This is a genomic window from Streptomyces sp. CY-1, assembly GCF_047218265.1.
In the GTDB taxonomy this organism is placed as follows: domain Bacteria; phylum Actinomycetota; class Actinomycetes; order Streptomycetales; family Streptomycetaceae; genus Streptomyces; species Streptomyces niphimycinicus.
Genome location: NZ_CP178393.1, coordinates 4969881 through 4985833, shown reverse-complemented (window position 1 = coordinate 4985833; position 15953 = coordinate 4969881). Strand labels below are relative to the sequence as shown.

The window sequence follows — 15953 nt, the reverse complement described above, 5'->3', positions numbered from 1 at the left end:
TACCGCCGACCAGGTGTGCCCGCAGAATTCCGGCGCAATGTCAATGTATTCGTCGCCGATGGCTGATTCTCCGCGGATTGGCCGCTCCGCGGGTCGACGTACCGACCCGCTCGGCTGCTGGTCCGGTGGTTTGACTTGGAGTGCGCTCCAACTCCTAGCGTGATCGTCACGACCACGAGGGAGGTACCCGATGTCCGAACTGCCCACCCGTCGCCTGGGCGCGCTGACCGTCGCGGCCCAGGGCCTGGGCTGCATGGGAATGAGCCACGGCTACGGCGCCTCGGACGACGCCCAGTCGATCGCCACCCTCCACCGCGCCCTCGACCTCGGCGTCACACTGCTGGACACCTCCGACTTCTACGGCGCCGGGCACAACGAGGAACTGCTCGGCCGGGCCCTGGCCGGACGTCGGGAGCGGGCCGTTCTGGCCACCAAGTTCGGCTTCGCCAACCAGCTCGGGGAGCCGACCGCGATCCGCGGCGACGCCGCCTACGTCCGCCAGGCGTGCGACGCGTCGCTGCGGCGGCTCGGCGTCGACCACATCGACCTCTACTACCAGCACCGCGTGGACCCCGACGTCCCCATCGAGGAGACCGTCGGGGCGATGGCCGAGCTGGTCCGGGCGGGCAAGGTGCGCCATCTCGGCCTGTCCGAGGCGGGCGCGGACACCATCCGCCGCGCCCACGCCGTGCACCCCATCGCGGCGCTGCAAAGCGAATGGTCGCTGTGGACCCGGGACCTGGAGCACGAGATCGCCCCGGTCTGCCGCGAACTCGGCATCGGCCTCGTGCCCTTCTCCCCGCTCGGCCGCGGCTTCCTCACCGGCCGCTACACCTCGACCGAGGGCCTGCCGGAGGGCGATGTGCGCCGCACCCAGCCCCGATTCGCGGACGGCAACCTCGAAAAGAACCTGGCCATCGTCGGGAAGCTGAACGAGCTGGCCGCCGAGAAGGGCGTCACCGCGGGTCAGCTCGCCCTCGCCTGGGTGCAGCACCGCGGCGACGACGTGGTCCCCATCCCGGGCACCCGCCGCCAGAAGTACCTGGAGGAGAACCTGACCGCCGCCACGATCGAGCTGTCGCCCGGGGAGCTGGCCGCGATCGACGCCGCCGCCCCGGCCGACGAGGTGGCCGGCACCCGCTACGACGAGAAGAGCCTGGCCTTCGTGGGCCGCTGATCCGCACGGCGGTGCGCCCCCCCGTCCGGCAGTCGGCGGGCCGTGCCGACTACTGCTTCGTGCGGGCGGGGGAGGCTTGGCGGACGTCCGCGCCGGAGCCGACCTGCCGGTGGGTCTCCTGGGGGCCGTGCCAGTCCAGGCACAACACGGTGGCGTCGTCTTCCAGCTTGCCGCCCGCGGCGTCCAGGACCGCGCTGGTCAGCATCAGCACGGTCTCCCGCGGGTGGAGGTGCCGGGTGCTCTTCAGCAGGGCGGTCAGATCCACCTTGTGCGCGTCGCGTTCGAGCATGCCGTCGGTGAGCATGATCAAACGATCGCCGGGGCGTAGATCGATGTCCTGAACGTGGTAGCGGTGGGCTGGGGGCGCGGGCACCCCGAAGGGGAGGTCCGCCTCGCAGGGGATTTCCTCCACGGTTCCCTCGCGTATGCGCAGCGGCAATGGGTGGCCGGCATTGACGAGTTCTGTCCGCCCGGTGTGGAGGTGGATGCGCAGTAGCTGCCCGGTGGCGTGGCCCCGGCCATTGTCGATCAGGGCGCGGTCGGCCTGCCGGGCCTGGGCGGTCAGGCCGGCCCCGGCGCGGCGGGCGCCGCGCAGGGCGCCCATGAGGACGGAGGCCGTCAGCGCGGAATTGATGTCGTGGCCCATGGGGTCGGTCACCGACAGGTGCAGGGTGTCCCGGTCCAGGGTGTAGTCGAAGGTGTCACCGCTGATCGTTTCCGAGGGTTCCAGATTCCCGCTCAGGGCGAACTGGGCGGCCTCACAGGACAGCGACGACGGCAGAAGCTGGTATTGGATCTCCGCCGGCAAGGTGGGGGGCCTGGAGCGTTTGCCCCAGGTGTAGAAATCGGTGAAGCGTTGGTTGGCGATCACGATATAGGCCAGGACGTGGGCGGCTTCGCCGACCGCGTCGAGGACGCCTTCGTCGGGCTCGGCCGGCAGCAGCACCTCGAGCAGACCGATCGCGTCCCCGCGGTTGGTGACCGGGGCGATCACTCGCTGTCCCCGGCCGGTTGCCTCCTGGTACAGGCGCTGGGTGCGTATCACCCGCTCGTAGACGCTGCCGAACAGTTCGATCCGCTCCGCGGCCCGCCCGACTCCCTCGGTGGAGGCGATGGACAGGCGTGCCACCGCCTTCCCGGTCAGATCCAGGATGAGGAAAGAGACCTGCGTGGCGTCGAAGCGCCGCCGCAGGTCCTCGGCGACCACATCGACGGACTCCACCGGTGCCGCCGACTCCGCTGCTGTCAGGAGGCGGGGGAGTTCACCGTGCCCACTCACAAGTCGGCTCCCTTCGTGCACCACCCCTCTCATCAGCCTAAGCCTGTGCGACGAGGGGGGACCGATGAGTTTCGGGACGCCCCGGGGTCTGAGGTGGTGAACGCATCACCCCAAGGGAGATCACCATGTCCGAGACCGCGAAAGGCACCCGGTTCGCCGAGGTGGGCCGGGTGGCCGTCACCGTCGCCGACCAGGACCGGGCGCTGGACTTCTATGTGGGCACGCTCGGCTTCGAGAAGCGTGCCGACATCCCCTTCGGCGACGGTCACCGCTGGGTCGAGGTGGGCCCGGCGGGCGCCGCGACCGGGATCGCGCTCGTCCTGCCCCGCGAGGGCGGCCAGGGGCCGGGCTACGAGACCGGCATCATCCTCACCTCGGAGGACATCGACGCCGACCACGCGACGCTGCGCTCGCGCGGCGTCGACACCGACCCGGAGGTCCAGCGGTGGGGCGCCCCGGTGCCGCCGATGTTCAGCTTCCGGGACGGGGACGGCAACGCGCTGATGGTCGTCGAGAACGGCTGACGGCAATCGGGCGAGAGCCGGTTGCCGAGCACCGGTTGCCGTGAGCCGGTCGCCGTGAGCCGGTGGAAGAGCCGGTCCGCGACGGGGGCGGACCGGATCTTCCGCGCGGCTACGACGGGTGGCGGCCGATGCGCTCGGCACGGGCGCGCAGCAGGAGCCCGATCCAACTGCGGTAGGGCCGCCAGCCGTCGGCGATCCCGGCCAGTCGGCCGATGTCGCCGGGGGCGATCCCGTCGAGGCCGTACGCGGTGGCGATGGCCGCGTGCAGTCGCGGTTCGTGGCGAGGGAAGACATCGGGGTGCCCGGCGCCGCGGATGAGGATGAGCTCGGCGGAGAACGGGCCGATGCCGGGGAGGGTGCGCAGCGCCGTAAGGGCGTCGTCCACCGGCATCGCGCGCAGCCGTGCGGCGTCGAGTCCGCCTGCGTCGGCGGCCTCCGCCAGCGCGTGCAGCCGCTCGAGCTTCACCTCGGTCAGGCCGGGGATCCGGGTGATCGCGCGCAGCACCGGCGGGGTGGGGAAGGCGTGCAGGGTCCGGCCCGCGACCTGCACCGGCCGTCCGTACCGCTCGGCGAGGCGGGCCTTGATGGCGGCGGCCTGGGTCATGCGGATGCGGTGGCCGATGACCGCCCACACGGCGGCTTCGTAGGGGGAGTGGAAGCACACCGGCCGCAGGCCCGGAAATTCCGCCATGAGCCCGGCCACCACGGGGTCGGCGGCGAGTGCGGGGAAGCCGCTTCCGTCGACGTCGAGCGAGAGGATGCGGGCGAGCTGGGCCCGGACGGCCTCGTCGGGCCGGGACCCGGACTCGGTGGATACGGGCCCGGCCCCGGCGGACGCGGGGTCCGCCGGGGAGCCGTCCGGTGTGCCGGGACGCACGGTGAACTCGGCCCGTACCGTGCCCGCCGCTCCGTCCGCCGTCTCCTCCTGCCGCACCACGGCGGCCACCGTCGAGTGGCCGTCGTCGGCGGGAAAGGCCAGGCGGAGCACCTCGTCCGCGGTGCCGGAATAGCACGCGGGGGTGAAGTCCTCCAGGAAGCGGACGCCCGCCGCCAGCGAGAAGGGACCGGCCGGGGTGAGGGAGACGGCGGTCACGGTCAGCCTCCGTGCGCGGTGATGGCGTAGCCCTCGGGGCCGATGAAGGTGAACGTGCGGCCGAAGGGGCTGTCCTGCGGCGGGGCGACGATCGTCACCCCGGCGTCGGCGAGCTGGTCGTGCAGCGCCTGGGCGTCCGTGGTGCGGAACCACAGGGCCACGCCGAGACCGGGCCGTGCGACATCGTCGAGGTTCACGCCCGGCAGCGGCTCGCGGACCGCGAACGGGATCGGCTCGGTGGTGAACACCACGGCACCGGGGGGCGAGGCCGGTGCCCGCCGCAGTCCGAGGTGCTTCTCGCAGAAGGCGGCCGCCGCCTCGACATCGCGTACCTGCAAGGCGATGAAGTCGGGGCCGTGGGCGGTGGCGGTCATGGGTCCTCCCGAGGTTGTTTGATGTCAGGACTTTGACATTCCCGGACTGTACGCACGCCCTCTCTCCATGTCAAAATCCTGACATGGAAGACCGGACTCCCGTGGCCCCGCCGCACCCCGCCCACGACGTCACCGAACATGTGGGATACCGCCTCAAACGCGCCGCCGCGGCGCTGCGCGGCGCCATGGACAAGGCGCTGCGCGAACGCGGCCTGACGGTGCCGCAGTACGCCTGCCTGGAACTCCTCGACGAGCGGCCCGGCCTGTCCAACGCCGAACTCGCCCGCGGCACCTTCGTCACCCGGCAGTCCATGAACGTCGTTCTGCGCGGCCTCCAGGACGCCGGCCTGATCACCCGGCCCGCCACCACCGACCACGGCCGCGCCCTCCCCGCCCACCTCACCGAGGCCGGCCGCGAACGGCTCCACGCGGCCCGGTCCGCCGTCTACGCCATCGAGCGGACGATGATCGACGCCCTTCCGCAACGGCGCCTGGCCGCCCTCCTCACCGACCTCGACCGCATGGCGGAAGCCCTCGGCGGCTGACCGGCCTCAGTCGCGGGGCAGCAGGGTGCCCAGGGGGCCGAGGTCCAGGTTGAGGTCCTCCGGCGTCAGTCCGTGCTGGTCGCACAGCTCCGCCATGCGCTGGTCGAGCAGCATCAAGGTGGTGCCGATGCGCTCGATCTGACCGTCGGTGAGGCCGCCCGCGTCGATCCGGCGGATGGCCTGGCGCTCCATCAACTGGCGGAGGAGTTCGACGACCGTCAGCACGAGGGCCGCCAGGTCGCGGCCGACCGAGTCGCGGTCGATGTCGAGGTGGGTGGGGGCCGGAGGCGTCGGGAGCGTCGGGAGCGCCGGGGGCGTCGGCGGGCTCATAGCGGGCCGCTGTCGGTCCACGGGGCCGGGACCCGCTCGTTGACCGAGGAGAGCAGGGCGTGCAGGGAGAGGCGGACGAGGGGGACCTCGGCGATCGCGATGACCAGATCGCCGGTGACGACGACGCCGGTGGCGAGCACCCGGTCGAGGAGGTCCACGAGGGGGACGCCGAACGGTCCGAGGGCCTCGGCGGGGGTGGCTCCCCACGCGGGGGCCTCCTTGCGGGCGATGTCGGCGGGGGCCGCTTCCCAAGCCGCTTTGGCCGGGGCGGCGTCCCAGGCGGCCCTGGTCATGGGAACATCCCTCCGTCGGTGCGTCTCTCGTCGGCGATTCCCGCGTCGGCGAAGGAGTACGGCGCCCATGGCCCGGAGAGCTCGATCTGGACGTCCGTCTCGTCGCGGCGCAACGACGCGAGGGCGGCGCGCAGTTCGCGCTCCCGGCCCAGGTCGAGGAGGTAGGCCGCGTTCAGCACATGGGTACGGTGCTTCCCGGTCACCTCGACGCCGTGCGGCCGCAGCCGGCGCGCGGCCACGGCGAGGCTCCGGACGGCGATGTCCACCCGCTCGGCGGCCCGCAGCGTCAGGGTGTGGTGCTGTTCGCGGCTCCGCTGCCGGGTGCGGACGCGGTCCAGATACGCGCGCCCGCTGGCGGGGCCGTCCGCCGGGGTGGCTTCCCGGGCGGCTTCCGGCGCGGGCGGCGGTCCCGTGGGGGCGTAGACCTTGACGCCCCATTCGGCCCGGCCCGTAATCCGGTCCAGCGCGGTCAGGAGGGACGTCTCCCGCTCGCCGAGGGCCTCGCGGGCCCGGCCGTCGTCGAGATAGAGGGTGGCCAGCGGCAGCGGAACGGTGGGGGCCAGCGCCGACGCCGCCGTGATCACCGTGTGGTGGGCGCGGGCGCAGCGCTCCAGCTCATCGCGGTCGGACAGCCGCCGCCGCAGCGCCTCCTCGCCGAACCCGGCCGCGGGCACGTCCTGGACCACGGCGGTGAGCGGGCCCGCCGCGAGCGTACGGACGGGGGCGCCGGTGCCGAGCCCGGGGAGCGCCGCCAGCGCCGTGAGGGCGCCGCCGCGGCAGACCGCGAAGGCGTAGGTGAGGGTGGGGGATTCGGGCGGGGTCATCTGTCCGCGCCTTCCTCGGCGGTGGTGGCGCCGACCGCGCTCAGCGGCTCATCGGAGTCCATCCGCGATTCCAGGGCGTGGAGCCGTTCGCGCAGTTCCGCGTTCTCCTGGGCGAGGGCGTCCTTCGCGGCGCGCGAGGAGAGGGCGGGATCGGTCTCCCACCAGTCGATTCCGGCCTTGCGGGCGGTGTCCACGGAGGAGATGAACAACCGCAGGCGGATGGTGAGCAGTTCGATGTCCAGCAGGTCGATCTTGATGTCTCCGGCGATCACGATGCCCTTGTCCAGGACGCGTTCCAGGATCTCGGCGAGGTCGGAGGGATGCCGGTCGCCGGTCACGGAAGGGGGGTACACCAGATCGCGGTCAGTCATGGCGGCTCACCCTTGCCACTCCTCCTCGGCTTCGGCTGCCCGACCGCTCCAGCAGGTCCAGCAGCCGGTCCTCCTCGCGGTCGAACTCCTCGGGGCCGATCGCCCCCGACTCCAGGGCCTCGTTGAGCGCGGCCAGCCGGGCGCGCAGCACCGACGGATGGCACAGCTCCTCCTCCGCGACGTCCCGTACGCGCTCCGCGACCCACACCACCCCCCGCACCGGCGCCAGCGGGAAGAGGACGACCTGGCTCAGCACCCCCATGTCAGACCTGGCCTTCCGCGAAGCTGTAGCAGGGCAGCGGCCCGGTGAGCCGCAGCTCGACCCGGTCGCGGTGGCCGGCCGCGAAGCGCTCCACCACACCCTGGAACCGCCGCTCCGCGCGCCGGTCCAGCAGGAACGACACGTTGAGCACGCATCCCTCGACCTCCGGGCCGTGCACCTTGGCGTCCGCCACGGCGGACAGCTCCGCGAGCACCGCGGCCGCGGCGGCGGCCGCCCTGCGCCTGAGCCCGCGCGCCACGGCCTCGCCGAGCCGCACGCTGGCCTCGTACCCCGGGGCCCGGCGGGCGGCGGTGCGCAACCGGCTCACCTCGGGGTCCTCCCGTACCAGCGAGCCCAGGTCGGCCTCGGTGGGCAGCGCCTTGAGGTTCATCTCGACCCGCCCGTCGACGCGTTCGAGCGTGGTCAGGCAGTCGTTCTGGGACGACAGCAACTGCTGCCGCACCGACTCCTCGTCGGGGGCGATCATCCCGAAGCGCATCGGCAGCACCGGCCCGTCCGCCGCCAGCGCCAGGGCGAGGTCCTGGTGGGCGAGGAGGTCGCGCCGCTTGGCGCGCAGCCGGGCCGGAGCGTCGCTGATCACCGCGGCCAGCGCACCGGCCCGCAGGACACGGACCGGGGCGGGCCGCTCGCCCACTCCGGTGCGGCCGGGCGGCACCGTGTGCGAGGCGCGGACGACGCCGTAGACATACACGCTCCGGGGCGCGGTCATGGATCAGTCCTCCTCGTACGACGAACCGGAACGGCGGCGGGAGCGGGCGCCGGTGGCGGCGGTGCGCCGCCGGGGGCGGCTCTCCCGCTCCTCCGGCTCCTCCCATTCCTCTTCCTCCTCCTCGTCGTCGCCGACCCCGACGGTGTGCTTGACCTTCTCTCCCACGCCTTTCACCGCCTTCTTGGCCTTCTTCTTGCCGAGGCCGGCGGCCATCCGCCCGGCCGGACTCCCGCCGCCGCCCGCGACCCCGCCCAGCAGTTCGGGAACGGTCGTGCTGCTGCGGTCGAATTCGAGGTCCAAGCGGTTGCAGGCTTCGGCGAAGCGCAGGTAGGTGTCCACGCTGGCGACCACGATGCGGGCGTCGATCTTCAGGATCTCGATGCCGACGAGGGAGACCCGGATGAAGACGTCGATCACCATGCCCCGGTCGAGGATCAGTTCCAGGACGTCGTAGAGGGTGCCGGTCCGCTGGACGCAGACGACCTCTTCCGTGTATGTGCCAGTGGGCATCTCGGGCCATCCTTTCGGCTGTCGTCTCAGCAGTCGTCGGCCGCACCGCGCCGGTAGCGGCGGACCCTCCGGTATTCCTGGAGCTCGCCCCGCTGGTCGACGCGCACCTCGTAGGTGGCCAGCAGGCTGGTGGTGTCGGGGATCCGGGCGACCTCGAGAACGTCCACGCTGACCACCCAGCCGTCCTCGTGGCGGGTCACCCCGCTGACGCCCTCCGGCTCATGGACGATCAGTGAGGCGAGCTGGTCGCATGCCTGCCGGGCGGCCTCGGCCGGTTTGGGCGGCCGGGACCCGGGGCTCGTTCTGGTGGGCGACGGGCGCGTCTCTCGCTCTGCCATGTGCATCAGTGTGATCACAGGGCGTGTCCGGCCGCCTGTCGTGATGGGCCGAACGGCCGCCTGTCGTGATGGGCCGGACGGCCGCCTGTCGTCATGGGCCGGACGCGGGTGGGCCGGGCCGGGTGCTCGAGCGCGACCCCGGGCTGATCGGGACGCGATCCACAGGAGCTCGGGCGGACGACGCACCGGCGGAGATTGTCGTCGGGTGGCCGTACTCTGGAAGACCCCCGGCCCGTGACACGTGTCGGGTCGTTCGCGTTGTCCGCCTCCGGGATGGAATACCCCTTTATGAGCCTCACCGGTCTGCTCGACGTCGTCGTCAAGGACCCCGCGCTCGCCGAGGCGGTGCGCGGCGCCGCCGATGGCAATCGTCCCCACGTCGATCTGGTCGGCCCGCCGGCCGCCCGCCCGTTCGCCATCGCCGCGCTGGCGCGCTCCGCGGGCCGTCCCGTGCTCGCGGTGACCGCCACCGGCCGGGAGGCGGAGGACCTGGCGGCCGCGCTGCGCTCGCTGATGCCGCCAGGACTCGAAAACACAGTGGTGGAGTACCCGTCCTGGGAGACGCTGCCGCATGAGCGGCTCTCCCCGCGCTCGGACACGGTCGGGCGGCGCCTCGCGGTGCTGCGCAGGCTGGCCCATCCGCGCGAGGACGACCCGACGGCGGGCCCGGTCTCGGTCGTCGTCGCGCCCGTGCGGTCGGTGCTGCAACCGCAGGTCAAGGGGCTGGGGGACCTGGAGCCGGTGAGCCTGCGGGCCGGGGGGACCGCCGATCTGGAGGAGATCGTGGACGGGCTCGCCGCCGCCGCGTACTCCCGGGTGGAGCTGGTCGAGAAGCGCGGCGAGTTCGCCGTGCGCGGCGGCATCCTGGACGTCTTCCCGCCGACCGAGGAGCATCCGCTCCGGATCGAGTTCTGGGGCGACGACGTCGAGGAGATCCGCTACTTCAAGGTGGCCGACCAGCGCTCCCTGGAGGTCGCCGAGCACGGCCTGTGGGCGCCGCCGTGCCGGGAGCTGCTGCTGACCGACCAGGTGCGGGAGCGGGCCGCGGCCCTCGCCGAGGCCCACCCCGAACTGGGCGAGCTGCTCGGCAAGATCGCCGAGGGGATCGCGGTCGAGGGCATGGAGTCCCTGGCCCCCGTCCTGGTGGACGACATGGAGCTGCTGCTGGACGTCCTTCCGAAGGGCAGCATGACGGTCGTCTGCGACCCGGAGCGGGTGCGCACCCGGGCGGCGGACCTGGTGGCCACCAGCCAGGAGTTCCTGCAAGCGTCGTGGGCGGCCACGGCCGGGGGCGGCGAGGCCCCGATCGATGTCGGCGCGGCCTCCCTGTGGGGCATCGCGGACGTCCGCGACCGGGCCCGTGAGCTGGACATGATGTGGTGGTCGGTGAGCCCCTTCGCGGCCGACGAGGAACTCGACGCGGACACCGTCAAGCTGGGCATGCACGCCACCGAGAGCTACCGCGGCGACACCGCCCGGGCGCTGGCCGACACCAAGGGCTGGCTCGCCGACGGCTGGCGCACGGTCTATGTGACCGAGGGCCACGGCCCCGCCTCCCGCACCGTCGAGGTGCTCGGCGGCGAGGGGATCGCGGCCCGGCTGGACGGCGACCTCACCGAGATCAAGCCGTCCGTGGTGCATGTGTCCTGCGGCTCGATCGACTACGGATTCGTCGATCCGGCCCTGAAGGTGGCCGTGCTGACCGAGACGGATCTGTCCGGGCAGAAGGCCGCGGGCAAGGACGGGGCGCGGATGCCCGCGCGCCGCCGTAAGACCATCGATCCGCTCACCCTCGAAGCGGGCGACTTCATCGTCCACGAGCAGCACGGCGTGGGCCGCTATATCGAGATGGTGCAGCGCACCGTCCAGGGCGCCACCCGTGAGTATCTGGTGGTGGAGTACGCCCCGGCCAAGCGCGGCCAGCCCGGCGACCGGCTCTTCGTCCCCACCGACCAGCTCGAGCAGGTCACCAAGTACGTGGGCGGGGAGGCGCCGACCCTGCACCGGCTCGGCGGGGCCGACTGGACCAAGACCAAGGCGCGCGCCAAGAAGGCCGTCAAGGAGATCGCCGCCGACCTGATCAAGCTCTACTCCGCCCGGATGGCGGCGCCCGGCCATGCCTTCGGCGCGGACACCCCCTGGCAGCGCGAGCTGGAGGACGCCTTCCCGTACGCGGAGACCCCCGATCAGCTCACCACCATCGCCGAGGTCAAGGAGGACATGGAGAAGTCGGTTCCGATGGACCGGCTGATCTGCGGCGACGTCGGCTACGGCAAGACCGAGATCGCGGTCCGCGCGGCCTTCAAGGCGGTCCAGGACGGTAAGCAGGTCGCGGTGCTGGTGCCCACGACCCTGCTGGTGCAGCAGCACTTCGGCACCTTCGGCGAGCGGTACGGCCAGTTCCCCGTCAACGTCAGGGCGCTCTCCCGCTTCCAGACCGACACCGAGGCCAAGGCGGTGCTTGAGGGGCTGAAGGACGGCGCGGTCGACATCGTCATCGGCACCCACCGGCTCTTCTCCTCCGAGACCAAGTTCAAGGACCTGGGCCTGGTCATCGTGGACGAGGAGCAGCGCTTCGGCGTCGAGCACAAGGAGCAACTGAAGAAGCTCCGCGCCAATGTGGACGTGCTGACCATGTCCGCCACCCCCATCCCGCGCACCCTGGAGATGGCGGTCACCGGCATCCGCGAGATGTCCACGATCACCACCCCGCCGGAGGAGCGGCACCCGGTGCTGACCTTCGTCGGGCCGTACGAGCAGAAGCAGATCGGCGCGGCGATCCGCCGTGAGCTGCTCCGCGAGGGCCAGGTCTTCTACATCCACAACCGGGTGGAGTCCATCGACCGGGCCGCGGCGAAGCTGCGCGAGATCGTCCCCGAGGCGCGGATCGCCACCGCCCACGGCCAGATGTCGGAGACCGCCCTGGAACAGGTCGTGGTCGACTTCTGGGAGAAGAAGTTCGATGTGCTGGTCTCCACGACCATCGTCGAGTCCGGTATCGACATCTCCAACGCCAACACACTGATCGTCGAGCGCGGCGACAACTTCGGCCTCTCCCAGTTGCACCAGTTGCGCGGCCGGGTCGGCCGCGGCCGCGACCGCGGTTACGCGTACTTCCTCTATCCGCCGGAGAAGCCGCTCACCGAGACCGCCCATGAGCGGCTGGCCACGATCGCCCAGCACACCGAGATGGGCGCGGGCATGTATGTGGCGATGAAGGACCTGGAGATCCGCGGCGCGGGCAATCTGCTCGGCGGCGAGCAGTCCGGCCATATCGCGGGCGTCGGCTTCGATCTGTACGTACGGATGGTCGGCGAGGCCGTCGCCGACTACCGGGCCTCGATCGAGGGCGGTGAGGAGGAGGAAGCGCCGCTGGAGGTCAAGATCGAGCTGCCGGTCGACGCACACGTCCCGCACGACTACGCCCCCGGCGAGCGGCTGCGCCTCCAGGCGTACCGCGCCATCGCCTCCGCCGGCAGCGAGGACGACATCCGCGCCGTCCGCGAGGAGCTCACCGACCGCTACGGCAAGCTCCCCGAGCCGGTGGAGAACCTCCTCCTGGTCGCGGGCCTGCGCCTGCTGGCCCGCGCCTGCGGCGTCACCGACATCACCCTTCAGGGCTCCAACATCCGCTTCTCCCCGGTGGAGCTCCGCGAATCCCAGGAACTGCGCCTCAAGCGCCTCTACCAGCGCACGGTGATCAAACCGGCCACCAAGCAGGTCCTGGTCCCCCGCCCCGCAACCGCCCGCATCGGCGGAAAGCCGCTGGTGGGGCGGGAGCTGCTGGCATGGACGGGGGAGTTCCTGACGACGATCCTGGGGTCGTGACAACGATCCTGGGGCCCTGACACGCGCGCCGGTGCGTCGCCGCGGCCCGCCCGGTGCCGGTGCTCATGGCCCGGCGCCGGGCGGGGACGGGCGGGCCGCGCGGCGCCGGGGCGCGATCGCGCTCAGGCGATGCGGATCTGTTGATCGTCGACTTCGAGCACGAGTGTCAGCCGGGCGCCCAAGGCCTGCGCATAGGCGCGCATCGCCGTGAGGTCCACCGCCTTGCCCTGCTCCAGTTGGGAGACTCGGGCCTGGGTGATGCCGAGCTGGACGGCGGCCTGCTGCTGGGTGAGCCCCCGCTCCCTCCGCAGCCGCTGTAGGTGATGGCCCAACAGGTGGGCCTCCTGCTGGAGACGTGCCGCCTCCTTGCGAACCGCCCACTCGGCCTCGCCCACTTCGGGGTGGGCCTCACGGCGGATCCGCTCGGCGCTCCTCTTGACCTCGTCCCACGAGGTGAAACCGCTCATTCCGCCGCCTTCTCCTTGTGGTCGAGGTACTGCCGGTAGCGCTCCTCGGCGAGTGGCACGGCGGTGTCGTACCAGCGTCGCCAATTGCCCGCCTTGTCGCCCGCCACGAGAAGGATGCACTCCCGGTCGGGGTCGAAGACGAAGAGGATGCGGATTTCGGTCCGGCCCCCGAGCCCGGGCGTAACTCCTTGAGGTTCTTCATCGAGCTGCCGTGGATCACATCGGCCATAGGACGACCGAGGCTCGGTCCTATGTCGGCAAGCAGCTCGATGGCCTGCTCCACCGAGTCGGCCGAATGCGGATCGTGAGCACATAGGGCGAGGAACCAGTCGGCCACCTCGTCATGGATGTTGATTGACCACGCCACGGACGAGTATAAGCAGTCGCTTGTAGAAGCGCATGCTTTTATTGCCGGACCATTCACTCGCATGGGTGGCTCGGCGCCGGGCGGGGACAGGGGCGGGCCGCGCGCGACACCCCCGTCGTCGCGCGGCGGCCGCCCCGGATCGTGAGGCCCGGCGGGCTGGGCCAGTTCAGGACATTAGGCGGCCGCGGCAGCGGCGGCGAGGAACGATGTGCACAGTGAGGGTGTGCGGTGGTTCCCGTTCGAACGGTGAGTGCTCTGGTGAACGGTGAGTACGGCCGCGAACGGGGAGCGCGCTGAGGCGAATCGCGGTGCCCCGGCTCCTCAGAGCGAGCCCAGTGCCCGCATCGCCAGCCACAGTTCGTACTTCGCGCTCGGCGCGGTCAGCAGGGACCGGCCCAGTACGTCCTCCGCCCTGGTCAGGCGCTTGCGCGCGCCCGGCAGCGAGATGCCGAGGGCGGCGGCCGCCGCGGGGAGACGGGCGTCGGCGCGCAGCCAGGTGCGTACGGTCTCCAGACCGGCGGTGGGCCTGGCCTCTTCCAGGGGGCGCAACTGGGCCCGGGCCCAGGTCCCGGCGGCGGGTGTGCCCAGCACCGCGTCCAGCGTGGCGATGGGCCCCGGCGGGGCCTGGGCGCGGGCCGCCGCGGCCTGCGGCGCGGTGTGCAGCCGCAGGGCGAGCCAGGCGGCCGACTGCGCGGCCAGGCTGCGGCTGACCTCCACGCCCAGCAGCTCATCGAGATGGCGCAGCCGCGCGGCGAGCGTATTGCGGTGGATCTTCAGATGGCGGCTGGCCGCTCCACCGAAGCTGAGCCACGACCCGAGTGTGCCCAGCAGCTCCTGCGGGCCGGGGTCGGCGCGGCGGGCCGGGGCGTAGCGCACGCAGGGCGCCAGGAGTTCGCTCGCCCACAGATGGCCCTCCGGGCCCGCCAGTACGGTCACATCCACGTCGCCGCCGAAACCGGCGCGGCGCTCGGGGGCGTTACGGGCCACCGCCAGTGCGTGGATGGCCTGCTCATAGGCGGTCGGCGTGTCCCGCAGCGCGACCGCCGCGCTCACCCCGACCCGGCACTCCGGCACGAGGCGGACGATCAGCAGGTCCAGCGATTCGGGGAGCGGGGGGTGCGGGTCATCGCTCGCCGTGGCCGGTCCCGCCTCGGTGGCCGGACCAGTCGTCTCCGGTGGTACGAGCGCGAGGACGTGGTTCGGGCGCACCGGGCACGGCACGATCCACGCCGCGCCGCCTGCCTCGCGGTCGATCCGCCGGGCGATCTCGCGCCGCCGGGGCTGCGGACACTCGATCACATACATCTGGACCACCCCGGGCAGCGCCGGCCGCAGCGCCCCCGCGATCCGCTGCGCGGCGGGCACGCTGCCCACCATCAGCAGATGCAGCACCGCCTCCCGGCTGTGCTCCTCGGCCGATTCGATCCGCCGCCGCGCCCGTTCGGCCTGCTCCAGCCGCCAGCACAGGGCGAGGGTGCGGGCGGCGTCGGCGAGCAGCATTCCGCAGTGCGGATCGTCCGGCCCGATGACGGCCAGATACGTACTCGGGTCGGTGTCGAGCGCGATCAGATGCACCGGGGGCCCCTCGCCCCCGCCCAGCACGGCGGACGGCGCCCCGCGCCGGTGCAGCTCGACGGCCGCGTCGGCGGCCGGCCGCGCCACCGCCGGGTCGTGTTCCCCGCCCGGCCCGGCTAGCACCCGGCCCGTGTCCCCGACCAGCACGGCCGGGCCCCCGGTGCGCCGGGTCAGCCAGCCGAGCATGTCCCGTACCGCCCCGCGCCTGGAGGCCAGCCGGGCGAGGGCGAGAACGTTGTCGGCGCGGTCGGCGCGCACGTCGGAGGGCGAGGCGGGCATAAACAGCACATTAGTTCCGATCGCCTGGGTTCCCGAAGGGGCTCGGACCGGTCTGCGGGATCGGCGGCGGCCAAGGGAAGCGGCCAAGGGAAGGGGCCAAGGGAGGGGGCCAAGGGAGGGGGCCAACGGAAGGGGCGCGGCTAGGCTCGGCCGGTGTCCACCGTCATAGCCGCCATGATCACCGCCGTCGTCGGCATCCTCGGCACCCTCTTCGCGCCCGTCCTTCAGCAGCGCATGACGGTACGCCAACGCGAGGAGGACGCGCGCAGGGAGGACCGGCGGCGCCGCGTCGAGGAGCGCCGGACCGCCTACACCGCGATGAACCGCGCCTCCCGGCAGTTCCACACCCTCCTCAAGGACGCGCTGCACCGGATCCGCGACGACGTGTACACGGACGAGGACCGGGTCCGGCTGGAGGAGGCCCGCCGCGACTACCGGGACCGTTACGCCGAGGCGCAGATGATCGTCCCCGAACGGGTCCTGGCAGCGTCCCGCGCGCTCAACACGGTGCTCGCCGGGATCGACGCACAGGCCAAACGGATCGACCGGGGCCTGCAAGGCGACGGCGAGACGGCGGCGGGCGCGCTGCTGGAACTGAAGGAGGCCGAGCCCCGGCTGGCGACGATGCGCCGGATCATGCGGGAGGACCTGGGCATCCTCGACTGAGCCCCGGGGCCGCCGCCATGACCTCAGGGGTAATCGACGCCCCGGGCGTGGCGCGACAGGCTGATCGGTGTCCGCCGCAGCCGCCGGACCGGACCCAACCGCCGATCAGCCCGGAGCACTT

The 15953-nt window shown here is 72.4% G+C and carries 19 protein-coding genes; 5 read left to right on the top strand and 14 right to left on the bottom strand.

All coding sequences use genetic code 11. The features are described 5' to 3' along the window. Window positions 1-190 precede the first annotated feature (190 nt). Entirely contained in the window at window positions 191-1177 is a 987-nt protein-coding gene (locus ACK1X7_RS21240) for an aldo/keto reductase (protein ID WP_385138784.1), read from the top strand. Window positions 1178-1226: 49 nt separating this feature from the next. Here ACK1X7_RS21240 and ACK1X7_RS21235 read toward each other — a convergent pair whose 3' ends face one another. Beyond that, entirely contained in the window at window positions 1227-2399 is a 1173-nt protein-coding gene (locus tag ACK1X7_RS21235; RefSeq protein ID WP_413116900.1) for a PP2C family protein-serine/threonine phosphatase, read from the bottom strand. A gap of 182 nt (window positions 2400-2581) precedes the next feature. Between ACK1X7_RS21235 and ACK1X7_RS21230 the strand changes: the two genes are divergently transcribed. Beyond that, window positions 2582-2980: a VOC family protein gene (locus ACK1X7_RS21230; RefSeq protein WP_385138789.1), complete on the top strand. Its 399-nt coding sequence runs from the start codon at window positions 2582-2584 to the stop codon at window positions 2978-2980. A 109-nt stretch (window positions 2981-3089) separates the two neighbouring features. Here the strand turns inward: ACK1X7_RS21230 and ACK1X7_RS21225 are convergent, their stop codons facing one another. Continuing rightward, entirely contained in the window at window positions 3090-4073 is a 984-nt protein-coding gene (locus ACK1X7_RS21225) for a DNA-3-methyladenine glycosylase family protein (RefSeq protein WP_413115518.1), read from the bottom strand. Between the two features lie 2 nt (window positions 4074-4075). Next, window positions 4076-4447: a VOC family protein gene (locus ACK1X7_RS21220; RefSeq protein WP_413115517.1), complete on the bottom strand. Its 372-nt coding sequence runs from the start codon at window positions 4445-4447 to the stop codon at window positions 4076-4078. Window positions 4448-4530: 83 nt separating this feature from the next. Here ACK1X7_RS21220 and ACK1X7_RS21215 point away from each other — a divergent pair, with 83 nt between their 5' ends. Next, a complete protein-coding gene (locus tag ACK1X7_RS21215) occupies window positions 4531-4992 on the top strand; it encodes a MarR family winged helix-turn-helix transcriptional regulator (RefSeq protein ID WP_361513045.1) in 462 nt (153 codons plus the stop codon). Window positions 4993-4998: 6 nt separating this feature from the next. On the opposite strand, the gene ACK1X7_RS21210 is transcribed toward ACK1X7_RS21215, so the two are convergent. From ACK1X7_RS21210 to ACK1X7_RS21175, 8 genes are read right to left on the bottom strand one after another with little or no spacing between them, the layout of a single operon-like run. Continuing rightward, complete coding sequence (locus ACK1X7_RS21210) at window positions 4999-5322, bottom strand: gas vesicle protein K (RefSeq protein WP_413115516.1); 324 nt, start codon at window positions 5320-5322, stop codon at window positions 4999-5001. Continuing rightward, window positions 5319-5552 (bottom strand): gas vesicle protein, encoded by a 234-nt coding sequence (locus ACK1X7_RS21205; RefSeq protein WP_413116899.1) that lies wholly within the window; start codon window positions 5550-5552, stop codon window positions 5319-5321. The genes ACK1X7_RS21210 and ACK1X7_RS21205 overlap by 4 nt, the downstream gene beginning before the upstream one ends. 59 nt (window positions 5553-5611) lie before the next feature. Further along, window positions 5612-6439: a GvpL/GvpF family gas vesicle protein gene (locus tag ACK1X7_RS21200; RefSeq protein ID WP_413115515.1), complete on the bottom strand. Its 828-nt coding sequence runs from the start codon at window positions 6437-6439 to the stop codon at window positions 5612-5614. Beyond that, window positions 6436-6810 carry a gas vesicle protein gene (locus ACK1X7_RS21195; RefSeq protein ID WP_385138803.1) on the bottom strand — a complete coding sequence of 125 codons (375 nt, stop codon included), beginning with the start codon at window positions 6808-6810 and terminating at the stop codon, window positions 6436-6438. The genes ACK1X7_RS21200 and ACK1X7_RS21195 overlap by 4 nt, the downstream gene beginning before the upstream one ends. Further along, entirely contained in the window at window positions 6803-7072 is a 270-nt protein-coding gene (locus ACK1X7_RS21190) for a gas vesicle protein GvpG (RefSeq protein WP_216346254.1), read from the bottom strand. Before ACK1X7_RS21190 ends, ACK1X7_RS21195 begins: the two co-directional genes overlap by 8 nt. Window position 7073: 1 nt before the next feature. Further along, complete coding sequence (locus ACK1X7_RS21185; protein ID WP_390792150.1) at window positions 7074-7802, bottom strand: GvpL/GvpF family gas vesicle protein; 729 nt, start codon at window positions 7800-7802, stop codon at window positions 7074-7076. A gap of 3 nt (window positions 7803-7805) precedes the next feature. Then, window positions 7806-8312 carry a gas vesicle protein GvpJ gene (gene gvpJ / locus ACK1X7_RS21180; protein WP_413115514.1) on the bottom strand — a complete coding sequence of 169 codons (507 nt, stop codon included), beginning with the start codon at window positions 8310-8312 and terminating at the stop codon, window positions 7806-7808. Window positions 8313-8338: 26 nt separating this feature from the next. Beyond that, a complete protein-coding gene (locus ACK1X7_RS21175) occupies window positions 8339-8650 on the bottom strand; it encodes a gas vesicle protein (RefSeq protein ID WP_385138812.1) in 312 nt (103 codons plus the stop codon). A gap of 288 nt (window positions 8651-8938) precedes the next feature. Between ACK1X7_RS21175 and mfd the strand changes: the two genes are divergently transcribed. Continuing rightward, window positions 8939-12478, top strand: a complete 3540-nt coding sequence (mfd, locus tag ACK1X7_RS21170) for a transcription-repair coupling factor (protein ID WP_413115513.1) — start codon at window positions 8939-8941, stop codon at window positions 12476-12478. Between the two features lie 122 nt (window positions 12479-12600). On the opposite strand, the gene ACK1X7_RS21165 is transcribed toward mfd, so the two are convergent. From ACK1X7_RS21165 to ACK1X7_RS21155, 3 genes are all read right to left on the bottom strand, one after another. After that, window positions 12601-12945, bottom strand: a complete 345-nt coding sequence (locus ACK1X7_RS21165; RefSeq protein WP_216347262.1) for a helix-turn-helix domain-containing protein — start codon at window positions 12943-12945, stop codon at window positions 12601-12603. After that, a complete protein-coding gene (locus tag ACK1X7_RS21160) occupies window positions 12942-13052 on the bottom strand; it encodes a hypothetical protein (protein ID WP_385138818.1) in 111 nt (36 codons plus the stop codon). The genes ACK1X7_RS21165 and ACK1X7_RS21160 overlap by 4 nt, the downstream gene beginning before the upstream one ends. Before the next feature lie 581 nt (window positions 13053-13633). Further along, a complete protein-coding gene (locus ACK1X7_RS21155) occupies window positions 13634-15166 on the bottom strand; it encodes a PucR family transcriptional regulator (RefSeq protein ID WP_413115512.1) in 1533 nt (510 codons plus the stop codon). A 153-nt stretch (window positions 15167-15319) separates the two neighbouring features. On the opposite strand from ACK1X7_RS21155, the gene ACK1X7_RS21150 reads away from it, so the two are divergent. Beyond that, window positions 15320-15832 (top strand): hypothetical protein, encoded by a 513-nt coding sequence (locus ACK1X7_RS21150; RefSeq protein ID WP_385138824.1) that lies wholly within the window; start codon window positions 15320-15322, stop codon window positions 15830-15832. Window positions 15833-15953: the final 121 nt, after the last annotated feature.